The sequence below is a fragment of the Streptomyces sp. NPDC054794 genome, from assembly GCF_053611585.1.
In genome coordinates, this window is the sequence record NZ_JBSHAQ010000016.1 from 121,181 (window position 1) to 134,860 (window position 13,680).

At 71.5% G+C, this 13,680-nt stretch carries 14 protein-coding genes and 1 pseudogene; 7 read left to right on the forward strand and 8 right to left on the reverse strand.

Features of this window, described 5'->3' with window-relative positions; all coding sequences use genetic code 11:
* Positions 1-15: 15 nt before the first annotated feature.
* Complete coding sequence (locus ACWGKT_RS19035) at positions 16-1,554, reverse strand: DUF4331 domain-containing protein (protein ID WP_453274571.1); 1,539 nt, start codon at positions 1,552-1,554, stop codon at positions 16-18.
* 206 nt (positions 1,555-1,760) lie between these two features.
* Between ACWGKT_RS19035 and ACWGKT_RS19040 the strand changes: the two genes are divergently transcribed.
* From ACWGKT_RS19040 to ACWGKT_RS19050, 3 genes are all read left to right on the forward strand, one after another.
* Entirely contained in the window at positions 1,761-2,303 is a 543-nt protein-coding gene (locus ACWGKT_RS19040) for a sigma-70 family RNA polymerase sigma factor (RefSeq protein ID WP_356152199.1), read from the forward strand.
* Complete coding sequence (locus ACWGKT_RS19045; RefSeq protein WP_453274572.1) at positions 2,300-3,112, forward strand: anti-sigma factor; 813 nt, start codon at positions 2,300-2,302, stop codon at positions 3,110-3,112. The genes ACWGKT_RS19040 and ACWGKT_RS19045 overlap by 4 nt, the downstream gene beginning before the upstream one ends.
* Before the next feature lie 115 nt (positions 3,113-3,227).
* Entirely contained in the window at positions 3,228-3,503 is a 276-nt protein-coding gene (locus ACWGKT_RS19050; protein ID WP_235452954.1) for a hypothetical protein, read from the forward strand.
* Positions 3,504-3,513: 10 nt separating this feature from the next.
* Here ACWGKT_RS19050 and ACWGKT_RS19055 read toward each other — a convergent pair whose 3' ends face one another.
* From ACWGKT_RS19055 to ACWGKT_RS19065, 3 genes are read right to left on the reverse strand one after another with little or no spacing between them, the layout of a single operon-like run.
* On the reverse strand, positions 3,514-4,710 hold the full coding sequence (locus tag ACWGKT_RS19055; RefSeq protein ID WP_453274573.1) for a CaiB/BaiF CoA transferase family protein: 1,197 nt from the start codon (positions 4,708-4,710) through the stop codon (positions 3,514-3,516).
* Positions 4,711-4,754: 44 nt separating this feature from the next.
* Positions 4,755-5,537 (reverse strand): ABC transporter permease, encoded by a 783-nt coding sequence (locus ACWGKT_RS19060; protein ID WP_453274574.1) that lies wholly within the window; start codon positions 5,535-5,537, stop codon positions 4,755-4,757.
* Positions 5,534-6,490, reverse strand: coding sequence for an ATP-binding cassette domain-containing protein (locus tag ACWGKT_RS19065; RefSeq protein ID WP_453274575.1), 957 nt, complete (start codon positions 6,488-6,490; stop codon positions 5,534-5,536). Before ACWGKT_RS19065 ends, ACWGKT_RS19060 begins: the two co-directional genes overlap by 4 nt.
* A 63-nt stretch (positions 6,491-6,553) precedes the next feature.
* Between ACWGKT_RS19065 and ACWGKT_RS19070 the strand changes: the two genes are divergently transcribed.
* Both ACWGKT_RS19070 and ACWGKT_RS19075 read left to right on the forward strand, forming a co-directional pair.
* A complete protein-coding gene (locus tag ACWGKT_RS19070; RefSeq protein ID WP_356152209.1) occupies positions 6,554-7,276 on the forward strand; it encodes a TetR/AcrR family transcriptional regulator in 723 nt (240 codons plus the stop codon).
* Positions 7,273-7,821, forward strand: a complete 549-nt coding sequence (locus tag ACWGKT_RS19075) for a nucleotidyltransferase domain-containing protein (protein WP_453274576.1) — start codon at positions 7,273-7,275, stop codon at positions 7,819-7,821. Before ACWGKT_RS19070 ends, ACWGKT_RS19075 begins: the two co-directional genes overlap by 4 nt.
* Here the strand turns inward: ACWGKT_RS19075 and ACWGKT_RS19080 are convergent.
* The 4 genes and pseudogenes from ACWGKT_RS19080 to hmgA form a co-directional block, all read right to left on the reverse strand.
* Positions 7,818-8,981 (reverse strand): type ISP restriction/modification enzyme, encoded by a 1,164-nt coding sequence (locus ACWGKT_RS19080; RefSeq protein WP_453274615.1) that lies wholly within the window; start codon positions 8,979-8,981, stop codon positions 7,818-7,820. The two genes, ACWGKT_RS19075 and ACWGKT_RS19080, sit on opposite strands and share 4 nt — an antisense overlap.
* Positions 8,982-9,218: 237 nt before the next feature.
* Positions 9,219-9,722, reverse strand: a pseudogene (locus ACWGKT_RS19085) (RNA-guided endonuclease InsQ/TnpB family protein); the annotation flags it as partial.
* A gap of 323 nt (positions 9,723-10,045) precedes the next feature.
* Positions 10,046-10,795: a GntR family transcriptional regulator gene (locus ACWGKT_RS19090; RefSeq protein ID WP_453274577.1), complete on the reverse strand. Its 750-nt coding sequence runs from the start codon at positions 10,793-10,795 to the stop codon at positions 10,046-10,048.
* 53 nt (positions 10,796-10,848) lie between these two features.
* Positions 10,849-12,168 carry a homogentisate 1,2-dioxygenase gene (gene hmgA / locus ACWGKT_RS19095; RefSeq protein WP_453274578.1) on the reverse strand — a complete coding sequence of 440 codons (1,320 nt, stop codon included), beginning with the start codon at positions 12,166-12,168 and terminating at the stop codon, positions 10,849-10,851.
* A 151-nt stretch (positions 12,169-12,319) separates the two neighbouring features.
* Between hmgA and ACWGKT_RS19100 the strand changes: the two genes are divergently transcribed.
* Positions 12,320-12,901, forward strand: coding sequence for a hypothetical protein (locus ACWGKT_RS19100; protein ID WP_453274579.1), 582 nt, complete (start codon positions 12,320-12,322; stop codon positions 12,899-12,901).
* A gap of 64 nt (positions 12,902-12,965) precedes the next feature.
* Positions 12,966-13,583 (forward strand): TetR family transcriptional regulator, encoded by a 618-nt coding sequence (locus ACWGKT_RS19105; RefSeq protein WP_453274580.1) that lies wholly within the window; start codon positions 12,966-12,968, stop codon positions 13,581-13,583.
* The last annotated feature ends 97 nt before the right edge of the window (positions 13,584-13,680 follow it).

Below are 13,680 nucleotides of genomic sequence, written 5' to 3' on the forward strand. Positions count from 1 at the left end.
ACCAGTTCGTGGGGACTAGTACGGGCGCTGCATCCGCCGGCGCCACCACGCGAGGCCGGTGCCGATCAGCAGGATCCCGGCCGCGCCCGAGGCCGCCGAGCCGGCGATCAGGACCGTGTTGTCGGTGCCGCCGGACGAACCCGCCGGCTGCAGCGCGTCACCGAGCTGGCTGCGGACGTCCGCGCCACTGGTCGTGCCCTTGGCGAGGGCGCCGCGCGAACCGGACGTCGGCTGGGCCACGTACGGGAAGTACTTCTCGAACTTCTTGTCGTTCTTGTCGACCGCGTCGCCCAGGTCGTTCTTGGAACCGACCAGTTCGCCCTCGACCACCTGGAGGGAGGCGTCGATGACGTCGTCCGTCAGCCGGCGCCCGTTCGGGAAGCCCGCGTTGTCGCCGTCGAGGACACCCAGTCGCTTCGGGTGCATGGCCGGCTTGATCGAGGTGTTCAGGCGCAGCTCCTCCGACGGACGCACGTTCGGCGGCTGGTTGAGTCCCTTGACGCCCTTCAGGAAGACGTCCACCAGGTCGTTGCGCGGCTCGGCCGGGGCCTTGATCTTGTAGATGCCCTCGATGAGCTTCGGCAGCTCGGGGTTGGTGACGTTCTTCAGGAACTGCGCGTCGTCCCAGGGCGCGGACGCGTTGAACTTGTCCTTGTCCTTCTGCGGGTTGACGACCTCGTTGACCAGCGGGTTGCCCAGGCGCGAGACCTGAGAGTAGTAACCCTGGGCGTTCTTGCGCTCGGTGGTCGACCAGATGCCGACGATCGGCTGGTGGGAGGACTCGCGGATCAGGTCGTTCGGCACCTGCAGCGCGATGGAGTTGACGTTGTAGCCCTTGAGCGTGTCCCGGCCGACCTCGGTGAGGTTGCCGCCGTACAGCAGGTCGAAGACGCGCAGGTCCAGGAAGAACGGGTCGTCGGCCTGGCCGGCGAAGGTCTGCGCGCCGCCCGCCGTCTTGTAGATGGCCTGCGAGCGCAGCTTGCCGTAGTCCGGCATCGACGCCTTGCCGACGTTCGACGGGGCCACCGGAACGTCGTCCGCGAGCTTGGTCTTCGACACCACGTGTTGGTTCTTCAGCCTGACGAGGTCGATGTCGTACGTCTGCGTGATGTTGAGGTCCGGGTCGTCCAGGCTGGTGACCGGGCCCGTGTTGTAGAGGAAGGTGTTCTTGTTCTTGGTGTGCGTCTTGAAGGTGTAGCGGAACAGCAGCTCGCCCTGCGCGTCACCGTTGTTGTCGATGTGGATGTCGTACTGGGCGTCGTCCGCGAAGGTGTAGAAGTTCGGACCGCCGGCCGGCTCCTCGAAGGGGATCCAGTTCGCCACGATCGTCGTCGTGTCGGGCTTGTCCGGGCTGACGAACGCGTACACGTCCGTGTTGTCGTACTGCGGGGTGCCCGAGATGAGCGGGGCCTCCCGGTGGGAGGAGGCGGAGGCCGCCCCCGGTTCCAGCGTGGCGACGCCGGCGGCTGCGAGCCCTCCGGCGGCCAGCGCACCACAGATGAGCGTGACGAGGCCCTTGCGACCCGCGCCGCTCCTGGAGATGTGAGGTGTCATGCCGTCCGTCCTCCGTGCCAACTTGCCTGACGGACGGGTATACGGAGCGAAGCACCCGATCGGATTGGTCGGACGGAAAAAATCTTTTGGACTTCTGCGACCCGCGTTTTCGGGCCGCCGATCCGTAACCCCATCCGGAGGTGCGTTCGTTGCGAATGTCTGGTGTGACGGGACGGGGCCCTTGCGGCCGAAGAGAGGGGGACAGGGTGGAGGCGGACGAGCTGCTGGTGCTGGTCGCCGGCGGTGACCAGAAAGCCTTTGAGCAGCTGTACGGGCTGGTGTCCGGGCCGGTGTTCGGGCTCGTGCGGCGCGTGGTGCGCGACCCCGCCCAGTCCGAGGAGGTCGCCCAGGAGGTGCTGCTCGAACTGTGGCGCTCCGCCGCCCGGTTCGACCCCGGCCGGGGCAGCGCCCTCTCCTGGGTCCTCACCCTCGCCCACCGCCGCGCCGTCGACCGGGTGCGCAGCGCCCGCGCGGCCGGCGAACGCGAACAACGCGAGGCCCAGCGCACCCACCACCCCGCCTTCGACCAGGTCTCCGAAGAGGTCGAGGCCGGCCTCGAACGCGAGTGGGTGCGGCGCTGCCTGGACCGGCTCACCGCCCTTCAACGACAATCCGTGACACTCGCCTACTACGACGGCTATACATACCGTGAGGTGGCCGAGCGGCTCTCCCTGCCGCTGGGCACGGTCAAGACCCGTATGCGCGACGGACTCACCCAGCTGCGCAAGTGCCTGGGAGGTGTCGCATGAGCGTCCTCGACAAGCTGTTCCACCGCGAGGATCTGCACTCGCTCGCCGCCCCCTACGCGCTGGACGCCCTCGACCCCGGCGAGCGGCGCCGCTTCGAGAAGCACCTCGCGGACTGCGACCGCTGCGCCGCCGAGGTGCGCGCCCTGTCCGAGGACGCGGTGCGCCTCGCCTGGTCCACGGCCGCTCCGGCACCGGCCGCGCTGCGCGGCCGGGTGCTGACCGCCGTACGCACGATTCCGCAGGAACCCGCCCCCGCCGCCGAGCACGCCCCCCAACTGCCGCCGCACGTCTGGGGCACGCAGCCGCCGCCCGCACGCGCCCGAACGCCCCGCCCGCGCCCCCTGTTCGCCCCGTTCGCCACGGCCACCGCGGCGGCCGCCCTCGTCGTCGCCGGGCTGTTCGCGGTCCAGGCCGGACAGACTCGGGACCAGCTCGACGCCGAGCGGGACCGGGCACGTGAGATCGCCCACGTTCTGACGGCTTCCGACGCCCGTGCGAGCAGCGGAAAGGACGCGCAGGGCCGCAGTATCGGAGTGATCGCTTCCGCCTCCGAGGGGCGGGCCGTCGTCACGCTCAGCGGATACGAGACGCCGCCCGGCGGACGGGTGCGCCAGCTCTGGCTCATGCGCCCCCATGCGCAACCGCGCTCCCTCGGTCTCTTCGCGGGTGACACACCCTTGGTGGCGAAAGGTCTCAGCAGGTCAGCGACGTCACTCGCTGTAACCGTGGAACCTGACGGAGGGTCACCACAGCCCACCACGCAGCCTGTTGTCCAACTCGCCCTGAAATCAGTTGGATTCGGAGAGTAATCGTCAACCCCTTTACAGGGAAGGTGAATCCTGTGGGCGTGATACCCGCATGCCCGGTTGGAGCGATAGGGTTACCCTGCCCGGGCCGGGTGGACTCGTACGGGTGGGGAGTGACATGGAGCAGATAACAGTGCGCAGCAGGGCGAGGGTCCCTGCGATCACTTGCGGGAGCAGCGCGACCAGTTCGCGCCTCGACCGCCATCTTTCGGTGCTGGCGGGTCCCGCCGTGCCGCAGCAGAAGGTGGCCGAGGCGACGTCGCTGATGCTTGAGCTGACCGCGCGTGACACCGCGCACACGCGCAGCGACCGGGGTGCGCGGGTCCGCCGTGTCTCCCTCTTCGCGCCGCTGCGCCGCCTGCGCCGCTCGCTGTTCGGCGGCAACAAGCACTGAGGGCCCGCGCTCAGGCCGCCACACCGTCCCGGCGCAACGCTGCGATCTCCTCGTCCGTCATCCCCACGGCACGCAGCAGCGCACCGGTGTGCTGTCCGAGCGCGGGTACGTCCCCCATCCGCGCCTCGTCCCCGCCCGGCAGCGTGATGGGCGGCAGCAGCGCCTTCAGCGGTCCGACCGGCGATCCCACCTCCCGCCACCGCTCCCGTGCCGCCAGCTGCGGATGCTCCGCCAGTTCGTGCAGGTCCCGCAGCCGCGCACAGGCGATGCCCGCGTCCTCCAGCCGCGCCAGCGCCTCGTCGGTGTCCAGCGCGCCCAGCGCCCGCCCGACCAACTCGTCGGTGCGTTCCCGGTGGGCGACGCGCGCCGCGTTCGTCGCGTACGCCGGGTCCGTGCCCAACTCGGGCCGCCCGACGACCCGCTCGGCCAGCCGCCGCCACTCCCGGTCGTTCTGCACCGACAGCAGCACCCGCCCGCCGTCCGCCGTCGGATAGGCGTCGTAGGGCGCGATGACGGCGTGCGCCAGGCCGGTGCGCGCCGGGGGAGTTCCGCCGTGCATCGCATGGTGCAGGGGGTGCCCCAGCCACTCGGCGAGGGCCTCCAGCATCGACACCTCGACGGGCCCGCCGCGCCCGGTGGTGGCCCGGCGCAGCAGGGCCGCGAGCACCCCCGAGAAGGCGTACATGGCCGCCGCGATGTCGGCCGCCGGGATCCCTGCCTTGACCGGCTGCTCCGGCGTCCCGGTCACCGACACCAGGCCCGCCTCGCACTGCACGAGCATGTCGTAGGCCCGCTTGTGCGCGTACGGCCCCGACGCCCCGTACCCCGAGATGTCCACGGCGACCAGCCGCGGGTGCGCGGCGCACAGCGTGGCCGCGTCGAGCCCCAGCCGGGCGGCGGCTCCCTGGGCGAGGTTCTGCACGAACACGTCCGCGTCCGCCACCAGCCGCCGTACGACGTCGAGTCCGCGCGGGTCCTTCAGATTCAGGGCGATGGACTCCTTGCCGCGGTTGCACCACACGAAGTGGGAGGCGAGGCCGCGGGCCGCGGTGTCGTAGCCGCGCGCGAAGTCGCCGCCGTCGATCCGCTCGACCTTGATGACCCGGGCGCCCAGGTCGGCGAGCTGCCGGGTCGCGAAGGGCGCGGCCACGGCCTGTTCGACGGCGACGACGGTGATGCCCTCCAGGGGCAGGGGGAGCTGGTCCATGGACCGGATCATGTCCCGTGGGCGGCGGCTTTGTCAGCAGCCGCTCATCGCTCGCCCCGTGCGTAGCGGCGCACCGCCAGCGGCAGGAACACCGCGATCAGCACGGCGCACCAGGCGAGCGACCCGGCGATCGGGTGGGCCACCGGCCAGGCGGCGCCCTTGGGGGCGGGCGCGTTGCCGAAGAGGTCCCGCAGGGCCGTGGTGACCGCGCTGATCGGGTTCCACTCCGCGAGCGTGCGCAGCCAGCCGGGCAGGTTGTCGGTGGGGATGTACGCGTTCGACAGCAGCGGCAGCATGAAGGTCGCGCTGCCCAGCTGACCGGCGGCCTCCTCGCTGCGGGTCAGCAGGCCCAGGAAGATGCCGGCGCAGGTGCACGCGAACCGGAACAGCAGGAGCAGCGCGAGCGCGTCCACGGCGTCGGGGACCGAGCCCTCGATCCGCCAGCCCACCGCGAGCCCGACCAGCAGGAACGGCACCGTGCCCGCGGCCGTGACGACGAGATCGGCCACCGCCTGGCCCAGGGGCACGGCGGCCCGGCTCATCGGCAGCGTGCGGAACCGGTCGGTCACGCCCCGGTGGGTGTCCTGGGCCGCCTGGAACATGCCGGTCATGATCCCGCCTGCGGCGGTCGCCACCAGCAGCCCCGGGACCAGGAGGGAGCGGTACTCCCGGCCGGGCATCGCGAGCGCGCTGCCGAAGACGTACCCGAAGAACAGCAGCATGGTGACCGGCATGGTCTGGGTGAGGACCACGAGCCCGGGATTGTTCCGCAGCCGTCGCAGCTGGCGGCCCAGCATCGCGGTGCCGTCGTACGCCCACGCGCTCATGCCACCAGCTCCTTGCCCTCGGCCAACTGCCCGGTGAGCCGCAGGCAGACGTCGTCGAGCGTCGGCTGCCGGAGGCTCGCGTCGAGCAACGGCACGTCCCGCGCGTCGAGTTCACGCACCAGGCGGGGGAGGGTGAGCGTCGGGTCGGTGGTGACGACGCCGACGGCGCCTCGGTCGTGGTCGAACGCGGGCTCGCCGCCGGTCAGCCGGTCGAGCACCGCGGCCGCCCGCACCAGCGCGTCCGGCTCGGCGACGACGACCTCCGCGTACCTTCCGACGAGCGCCTTGAGGTGGGCGGGCGAGCCGGTGTGCGCGACCCGGCCCCGGTCCATCAGGGCGATGTCGTCGGCGAGTCGGTCGGCCTCCTCCAGGTACTGGGTGGTCAGCAGCACGGTCGTGCCGTCCGCCTTCAGCTCGCGCACGGCGTCCCACATCCGGTTGCGGCTGGCCGGGTCGAGACCGGTGGTCGGCTCGTCGAGGAACAGCACCTCGGGCCGGCGGACGAGGCTGGCCGCGAGGTCCAGCCGGCGGCGCATCCCGCCCGAGTACGTGGACGCCGTCCGGTCGGCGGCCTCGGTCAGCCCGAAGCGCTCCAGCAGTTCGGCGGCCCGCTCGGCCGGACCGCGCACCCGGTGCAGCCGGGCGAACAGCCGCAGGTTCTCCCGCCCGGTCAGGTCCCCGTCGACCGAGGCGTACTGCCCCGTGACACCGATCCGGCGCCGTACGGCAGCCGCCTCCCGCACCAGGTCGTGCCCCGCGATCCGGGCCGAGCCGCCGTCGGGCCGCAGCAGGGTCGTCAACAGCCGTACGGCCGTGGTCTTCCCGGCCCCGTTCGGCCCGAGCAGCCCGCAGACCGAGCCCCGCGCCACGGCCAGATCCAGGCCGCGCAGGGCATGCACAGCGCCGTAGCGCTTCTCCAGACCTTCACTAAGTACAGCGTACGTAGTAGCCATGGGTCGACCATAGCGCACTACGTACGCTGTACGTAACTAGCATGGTGGTCGAGGTGATGATCGATGGCAGTCCGAGGGGCCGAACCCGAGGTCATCTGGGCGCGCCCCGAGCGCACGGGACGTGGGCCGAAGCCGGCGTACACCCGCGACGACATCGCGGCGGCCGCCGTGCGGATCGCCGATGCCCGGGGTCTGGACGCGGTGTCGATGCGGCACGTGGCGGCCGAGCTGGGCTGCGGCACGATGTCGCTGTACAACTACGTCCCCCGCAAGGAGGACCTGTACGAGCTGATGGTGGACGCGATCAGCGGCGAGCACGAGCTGTGGGAGCCGAGCGGGGACTGGCGGGCCGACATGCTCCGGGTGGCGCACCAGACCCGCGCCCTCATGCGGCGGCACCCCTGGATGCCCCGTCTGATGTCCCCCGTCTACGGCTTCAGCCCCAACGCCCTGCGCTACATCGAGCACTGCCTGGCCTGCCTGGAACCCCTCGGGGTCTCCTACGGCACCCGGATGGAGCTCGTCGCGATGGTCAACGGCGTGGTGACCACGTACGTCCGCAACGAACTGGAGACCGCGGAACGCACCCGCTCCCTGCCCTGGTCGGAGGAGCAGGAGAACGCGGCCCGCATCTCCTATCTGGGCGGTCGCATCGCCACGGGCGACTACCCCCACCTGGCCGCGGCCTTCGCGGAGGACCCGGGACCGATCGACCTGGAGGCGGTGTTCCAACGGGCCCTGGACCGCCTGCTCGACGCCTTCGACCCGGACCGAGCCGCCCGGTGAACGCGCCGCGCGCCGACCGGCAGCTCGCCCAGATCGCCGAGGTGCTGAGCATGGCGCGGGCCGCCGGGATCGACGTGTGGCTGCGCGGGGGCTGGGCGATGGACTTCTTCCTCGGCGAGGTCACGCGCGACCACGGGGACATCGACTGGTTCGCCTGGGCGCGGGGCGCGGCCGCGCCGGCCGAAGGATTGCGGGGGCTCGGATACCGGCCGGTCCCCGGGCCTCCCGCGGATCTGCAGCTCGACTTCGCCAAGGACGGCCTGGACAGCGGCTTCACGCTGCTGGACACGGACAGCGACAGGGACGGGGGCGGGCACGGCCGGGTGGTGGTCGCCGGCGGGCCCTGGGCGGGGACGCCGTGGCCGGACGGCATGCTCGACGCCGAACCGGGCCGCATCGGGGACCTGGTGGCCCCGATCGTCGCCCCCGTGGTCCAGACCGAGATCAAGTGCATGATGCCGGTCTGGGACCCCGCCCGGCCCCGGTGCACGAAGGACGCGGAGGACATCGCGCGGTTGGAGGCGGCGCTGCGGGCCGCCGACTAGATCAGCGCGAACTGCCCTTCCGGGCCCTCCTCGTGGTGGTCGAGGACCGAGGCGGGGCGGCGGGCCGGGGCCGGGACCGGGAGGACGCCTGCCTCGTGGAGCTCGGCCGTGGTGATCGGCGCCGCGGTCTTCAACTCTGTCTGCTGGGGGCGCAGTTCCGCCAGCAGGGCCAGGACGGTGATGAGCTCCAGCAGTTCCGACGTCCACGGCTGGGGCCAGGTGGCCGGGCGGATCGCGTCCAGCGTGCCGGGGGCCGGGGCCGTCGTGCGGGTGATGAACCACTGCTCCAGGACCCGGACCCCGGCGGACTCGAAGTCCCAGGCCTCCGGCGGCACGGGGGAGATGCGGCCCTCGTCGAGGTGGAGGGTCTCCTCGTCGCGGTCGTAGTGGAGGGCGAGCGGACGGGCGGGCAGCGGGGCGCGGACGTAGGGGCGGCGGCCGCCGGGGAGCTTGGGGCGTTCCCCGTCGCGACGCATCAGCCACAGGAGTCGGTGGCCCAACGTGACGCCCGCCGACCAGACTTCGGCGTCCCCGGTGAGCGGGACCGTGAGGCCGGGACGCACGGCCGCCATGATCCAGGCGAGGAGGTCCAGGGGCGTGGGCGCCAGACCCAGTCGGGCGCCCAGGTGCTCCAACAGGCCCGGCGCGATGTTGGGTTCGCGGCCACCGGGGCGTCGGTGGAGTGGGCGTATGCGGCCGGCGCGGAGGATGGGCAACTGCGAGGTGGCCAGGAGCGGCGGGCCCGGGACGTCGGCGGGCAGCTCCACCGTGAACACCTGGTGTTCGTCCGCCACCCGCCACAACTCCGGCCGTGCCGTGTCGATCAGCCGGTGGTCGGGGATCAGCCACTGCTCGTCGAAGGGCGCCGCCAGCACGCGGACCGGTTCCGGGCACGGGCCCGAGGCGCGCACCAGCTTCTCCGTACCGCTGGACTGCCCCGGCAGCTGTCCCACCGCGGAGTGCAGCGTGCGCGAGCGGGTCGGCTCGAACAGGGCCTCCCGGTCCGGGCCGTCGGCCTTCAGCAGGGCGTCCCAGCGGGCCTTCAGACAGGCCGCGTCGGGCGCCGTCGGCCAGGCGCGACCCGGCCGCAGGGGTGCGACGGACCACGGCATGAGGTCCGCCAGCGGCGGAGCGTCGTCGTCGAGCGTCACGCTGGGCATCTTGACGTGCTTCTTGGCCCAAAGTCCAGGGATTCCGGTCTGGGCCGTGCGACCCTTCCGGGGGCTTCCTGCTTCACCGCGCTGTGCGGGCACGTGTGCCCGTCTTACCGGCACTCCACAGGCGTTTGGCGTCTCCACCCGTCCGGCGGCGACGATCCGGCGTCCTTCGAAGAGGACATTGCGGGCTGCGTTGTGGGGGCCGTCCCGGAATCCGCAGGCCGAGCAGACCTGGGAGGACGGGAAGGCCCGGTGCGCCTTGGCGAAGGTGCGGCCGTGCTTGACCGCCTTGTACTCCAGCATGCCGACGAACGCGGACCATCCCGCGTCATGGACGGACTTGGCGAGCCGGGTGCGCCCGAGGCCGGACACCGCGAGGTCTTCCACGTACACCGCTTGGTTGTCGCGAATGATCTGCGTGGATGCCTTGTGGTGCCAGTCCCGGCGCCGGTCGGCCAGCTTGGCGTGCCGGCGTGCGACCTTGAGGCGGGCTCTGGCCCGGTTCTTCGATCCCTTGGCCTTGCGGCACAGTTCCCGCTGCAGGCGCTTGAGTTTCTTCTCGGCCCGGCGCAGGGAGCGGGGGCTGTCGATCTTGCTGCCGTCGGACAGGACGGCGAAGGCGGACAGGCCGAGGTCGAGACCGGTGTCGGTCTCCAGTCCGGGCAGGATGTCCGGCTCGGTGTCCACGACGAAGCTGAGGAAGTACCGGCCGCAGCTGTCTTTGGCGGAAGCCGGCGCGACCACTTGACCTTGAGGTTGCCGACTTTTGCCACGTACACCGTGCCGTCGCCCTTCAGGGCGAAGGCGTTGGTGTGGAGGCGGATCGACTGCCGGGTGGCTTTCTTCGACTGTAGGCGGTGTCCAGGTCCCGCAGGGACTGTTGCAGGACGACCGCCGACACGTCGGCGCTGCGTGTGCATTTGGTCTTCGTGACGTAGTACGGCGAGGGGTGTTCAGCGACGAGATGCCACAAGGGCCTCTCCGCTCGCCGGATACGGCAGGAGTTCACCGGCCGGATCGACCACGTCATCATGCACATGCGGTAAGGCCTCGCGGGGACAGCGGAGTCAGGTGGCGTCCAGGGTCACCGTGAAGGAGAAGCGGTCGCCCCGGTACTGGATGACCGCCACGTCCAGCACGCGCCCGTCGGGGTCGTACGTCACGCCCGTGTAGTGCAGGATCGGGCTGAGCAGCGGGACCTGGAGCAGCCGCGCGGTCTCCGGATCGGCCAGCCGGGCCTCGACGGTGTCCGTGATGCGGCTGATGTCCGCGCCGACGACGTCCCGCAGCACCTTGGTCATCGGCCAGCGGATCAGGTCGTCCGGGTCGACGCGGGCGGCCAGTTCGGGGCGGATGTGGTTGCGGGCGTGGTTGGTCGGCTCACCGGTCTTCTCGTCGCCGCGCAGCCGGTGGTACGCGGCCACCTCGTCGAGATCCGGGAAGTACTCGGCGAGTTCGGCCGGCACGGGAGCCTTGCCGTGGTCCAGCAGCTCGGTCGTCATGCCGGACTGCTGGGCCACGATCGCGTCCACCGAGCCGAGCAGGCGCACCGGGGCGCCCCGCCGGACCCCCGGCTCGATGAACGTGCCGCGCCGCCGGTGGCGGCTGATCAGCCCCTCGTCCTCCAGCTCCTTCAGCGCCTGCCGCATGGTCAGCACGCTCACCCCGTAGTGCTCCGCGAGTTGCTCCTCGGTGGGCAGGCGCAACGGGTCCTGGGGCGAGCGGCCGAGTATCGAGGCGCGCAGCGACTGCGACACCTGATACCAGAGCGGCAGCTTGCGGTTCAGGACGATCGAATCCGGGGCGAAGGAGGTCACCAGGCTATCCGTACCTGTCGAACATCGGTCGGCGCAACGGAGGCGTCATCACGTCACCTCGTGCGGAAGTGGCGTTCCAGGCCCTGCCACACGTCGTCGTAGCGCCGCTGGAGGTGTTCCGCCCCCGCCGCGTGCGGGGTGAGGGTCACCGGCCAGCGGGTCTCGAACATGAAGGCGAGGCCGTCGTCGATCTTCTGCGGCCGCAGCTCGGCCGCGCTCGCCCGGTCGAAGGTCTCCCGGTCCGGGCCGTGCGCCGACATCATGTTGTGCAGCGAGCCGCCGCCCGGCACGAAGCCCTCCGCCTTCGCGTCGTACGCGCCCTCGATCAGACCCATGTACTCGCTCATCACGTTCCGGTGGAAGTACGGCGGCCGGAAGGTGTCTTCGCCCACGAGCCAGCGCGGCGCGAAGACCACGAAGTCGACGCCGGCCAGGCCCGGGGTGTCCGAGGGCGAGGTCAGGACGGTGAAGATGGAGGGGTCCGGGTGGTCGTACGAGATGGTGCCGATCACATTGAAACGGCGCAGATCGTAGACGTAGGGCACATGGTTGCCGTGCCAGGCGACCACATCGAGCGGGGAGTGGTCGTAGGCGGCCGTCCAGAGGTTGCCGCAGAACTTGTTCACCACCTCCACCGGGCCCGCGGTGTCGTCGTCCTCGTACGCGGCGACCGGCGCCTTGAAGTCCCGCGCGTTGGCGAGTCCGTTGGCGCCGATGGGCCCGAGGTCGGGGAGCTGGAACGGCGCCCCGTAGTTCTCGCACACATAACCGCGCGCCGACTCATCCAGCAGCTCCACACGGAAGCGGACCCCACGCGGAATCAGCGCCACCTGTGCGGGTTCCACATGGAGCCGGCCGAACTCGGTGTGCAGCAGCAGCCCGCCGCGCTCCGGCACGATCAGCAGCTCTCCGTCGGCGTCGGAGAAGACCCGCTCCATCGAGGCGTTGGCGTGGTACAGGTGCACGGCCATGCCGGCGCGCTGGGTCGCGTCGCCGTTGCCGCCCAGGGTCCACAGGCCCGCCAGGAAGTCCGTGCCCGCCGCCGGGTCGGGCAGCGGGTTCCAGCGCAGCCGGTTGGGGTCGGGCACCGTCTCGGCGAACGGGGCGGTGCGGAGGTCGCCGTTGTCGGTGCGGGTGAAGCCGGGGTGCGCGGCCGACGGGCGGATGCGGTACAGCCAGGAGCGGCGGTTGTGCGCCCGCGGCTCGGTGAAGGCCGACCCGCTCAGCTGCTCCGCGTACAGGCCGAGCGGCGCGCGCTGCGGCGAGTTGCGCCCCTCCGGCAGGGCGCCCGGCACCGCCTCCGAGGCGTGCTCGTTGCCGAACCCGGAGAGGTAGGCCAGTGCCTCGGCGGTCTTCCGCGCGTCCCCGCTCATGATCGCTCCCTTGCGAACCCGATTCCTATGTAACACCGTAGGATTGCGTTTTCGCGGGCGCAAGAGGTACTCGGATCTCCGTCCTGAGAAGGGTCGGAACCAGACTTCAGGGGGATTCGGCCGTCGGAACCGGTGTTCTACGCTCCCCGGCATGTCGTGGACGCGTGGACTTCGCGCCGCCCTCGCGGTCTGCGTCCTGCTCCTGGCCGGAACGGCGGGGTGCGGAACGGGGGAGGCGCACGAGCCGAAGGACGAGGTGTCGGCCTCACTGGTGGGCAAACTCCTCGACGACACGGACGGCGAGGGGCGGCACTACCGTGAGATCGGCAAGAACCGGGCACCCGACGTCGGCGTCGAGGTGGTGCCCGACGCCGGCGGCAGCTGGGACGTGCACCTGACCGTCCGCAACTTCCGCTTCTCCCCGGCCGGCACGAAGACACGGCCGGTGGCCGGCCGCGGCCTCGCCTACCTCTTCGTGGACGGCGGCCAGGTCACCCGGCTGCGCACCCCGCGCTACCGCCTCGCCGCCCGCCTCGTGCCGCACGGCACCCACCACGTCACGGCCCGGCTGTACGCCGACGACGGCACGGTGTGGGCCGTGCACGGCAAGCCGGTGGAGAGCACGGCCGACATCACGGCGTCCGGGACGGAGACCGCGCCCACGCTCCCGCCCTCTCCGGGCGGGAGCGACGTGACGCGGGCCACCGTCCCGGACGGGACCCCCGGGCGATGAGTGCAACGGGCACCCGTCTCCGTACTCTGGGGCGAGGTTCACCGGACCCCGGCGGAAAGGCATCATGAAGCCCGTGCCCCACGCGACATCGCTGCGCCGTGCGCCCGTCCAGCGGCGCAGTGCCGAACGGCTCACCCGGATCCTCGACGCCTGTGCCGAACTCCTCGACGAGGTCGGCTACGACGACCTGAGCACCCGGGCCGTCGCCGTGCGCGCCGGCGTGCCCATCGGCTCGGTCTACCGCTTCTTCGGCAACAAGCGGCAGATGGCCGACGCGCTCGCCCAGCGCAACCTGGAGCGGTACTCCGAGCGCGTCACCCAGCGCCTGAAGGAGGCGCGGCGCGGCGACTGGCGGGCGGCCATGGACGCCGTGCTCGACGAGTACCTGGCGATGAAGCGCACCGCGCCCGGCTTCTCCCTCGTCGACTTCGGCAACCAGATCCCGGTCGGCGCCCGGCACGCCGAGCCCAACCACCGCGTCGCCTACCGCCTCACCGAACTGCTCTCCGGCTACCTGGGCCGCACCCCCGACGACGACCTGCGGCGCACCTTCCTGATCGCCGTGGAGACCGCCGACACCCTGGTCCACCTGGCCTTCCGGGTGGATCCGGAGGGCGACGGGGCGGTCATCGAGGAGACCCGGCAACTGCTGCGGGCCTATCTCGCCCGGGTGCTCGACTGACGCTCCGCCCGCGCGCGGATTTCCGACGGGACCCTGGACACCCCTCCCCTCCATGCATACCGGTCGGTATGCTCCCCCTAGTCCTGCGCCACCGCAG

Coding starts and splice junctions, on each gene's coding strand:
- ACWGKT_RS19055 (WP_453274573.1), bottom strand. CDS start 4,710: ATGGACCAGCTCCCCCTGCCCCTGGAGGGCATCACCGTCGTCGCCGTC.
- ACWGKT_RS19080 (WP_453274615.1), bottom strand. CDS start 8,981: ATGCCCAGCGTGACGCTCGACGACGACGCTCCGCCGCTGGCGGACCTC.
- ACWGKT_RS19105 (WP_453274580.1), top strand. CDS start 12,966: ATGAAGCCCGTGCCCCACGCGACATCGCTGCGCCGTGCGCCCGTCCAG.
- ACWGKT_RS19060 (WP_453274574.1), bottom strand. CDS start 5,537: ATGAGCGCGTGGGCGTACGACGGCACCGCGATGCTGGGCCGCCAGCTG.
- ACWGKT_RS19065 (WP_453274575.1), bottom strand. CDS start 6,490: ATGGCTACTACGTACGCTGTACTTAGTGAAGGTCTGGAGAAGCGCTAC.
- ACWGKT_RS19070 (WP_356152209.1), top strand. CDS start 6,554: ATGGCAGTCCGAGGGGCCGAACCCGAGGTCATCTGGGCGCGCCCCGAG.
- hmgA (WP_453274578.1), bottom strand. CDS start 12,168: ATGAGCGGGGACGCGCGGAAGACCGCCGAGGCACTGGCCTACCTCTCC.
- ACWGKT_RS19045 (WP_453274572.1), top strand. CDS start 2,300: ATGAGCGTCCTCGACAAGCTGTTCCACCGCGAGGATCTGCACTCGCTC.
- ACWGKT_RS19035 (WP_453274571.1), bottom strand. CDS start 1,554: ATGACACCTCACATCTCCAGGAGCGGCGCGGGTCGCAAGGGCCTCGTC.
- ACWGKT_RS19100 (WP_453274579.1), top strand. CDS start 12,320: ATGTCGTGGACGCGTGGACTTCGCGCCGCCCTCGCGGTCTGCGTCCTG.
- ACWGKT_RS19050 (WP_235452954.1), top strand. CDS start 3,228: ATGGAGCAGATAACAGTGCGCAGCAGGGCGAGGGTCCCTGCGATCACT.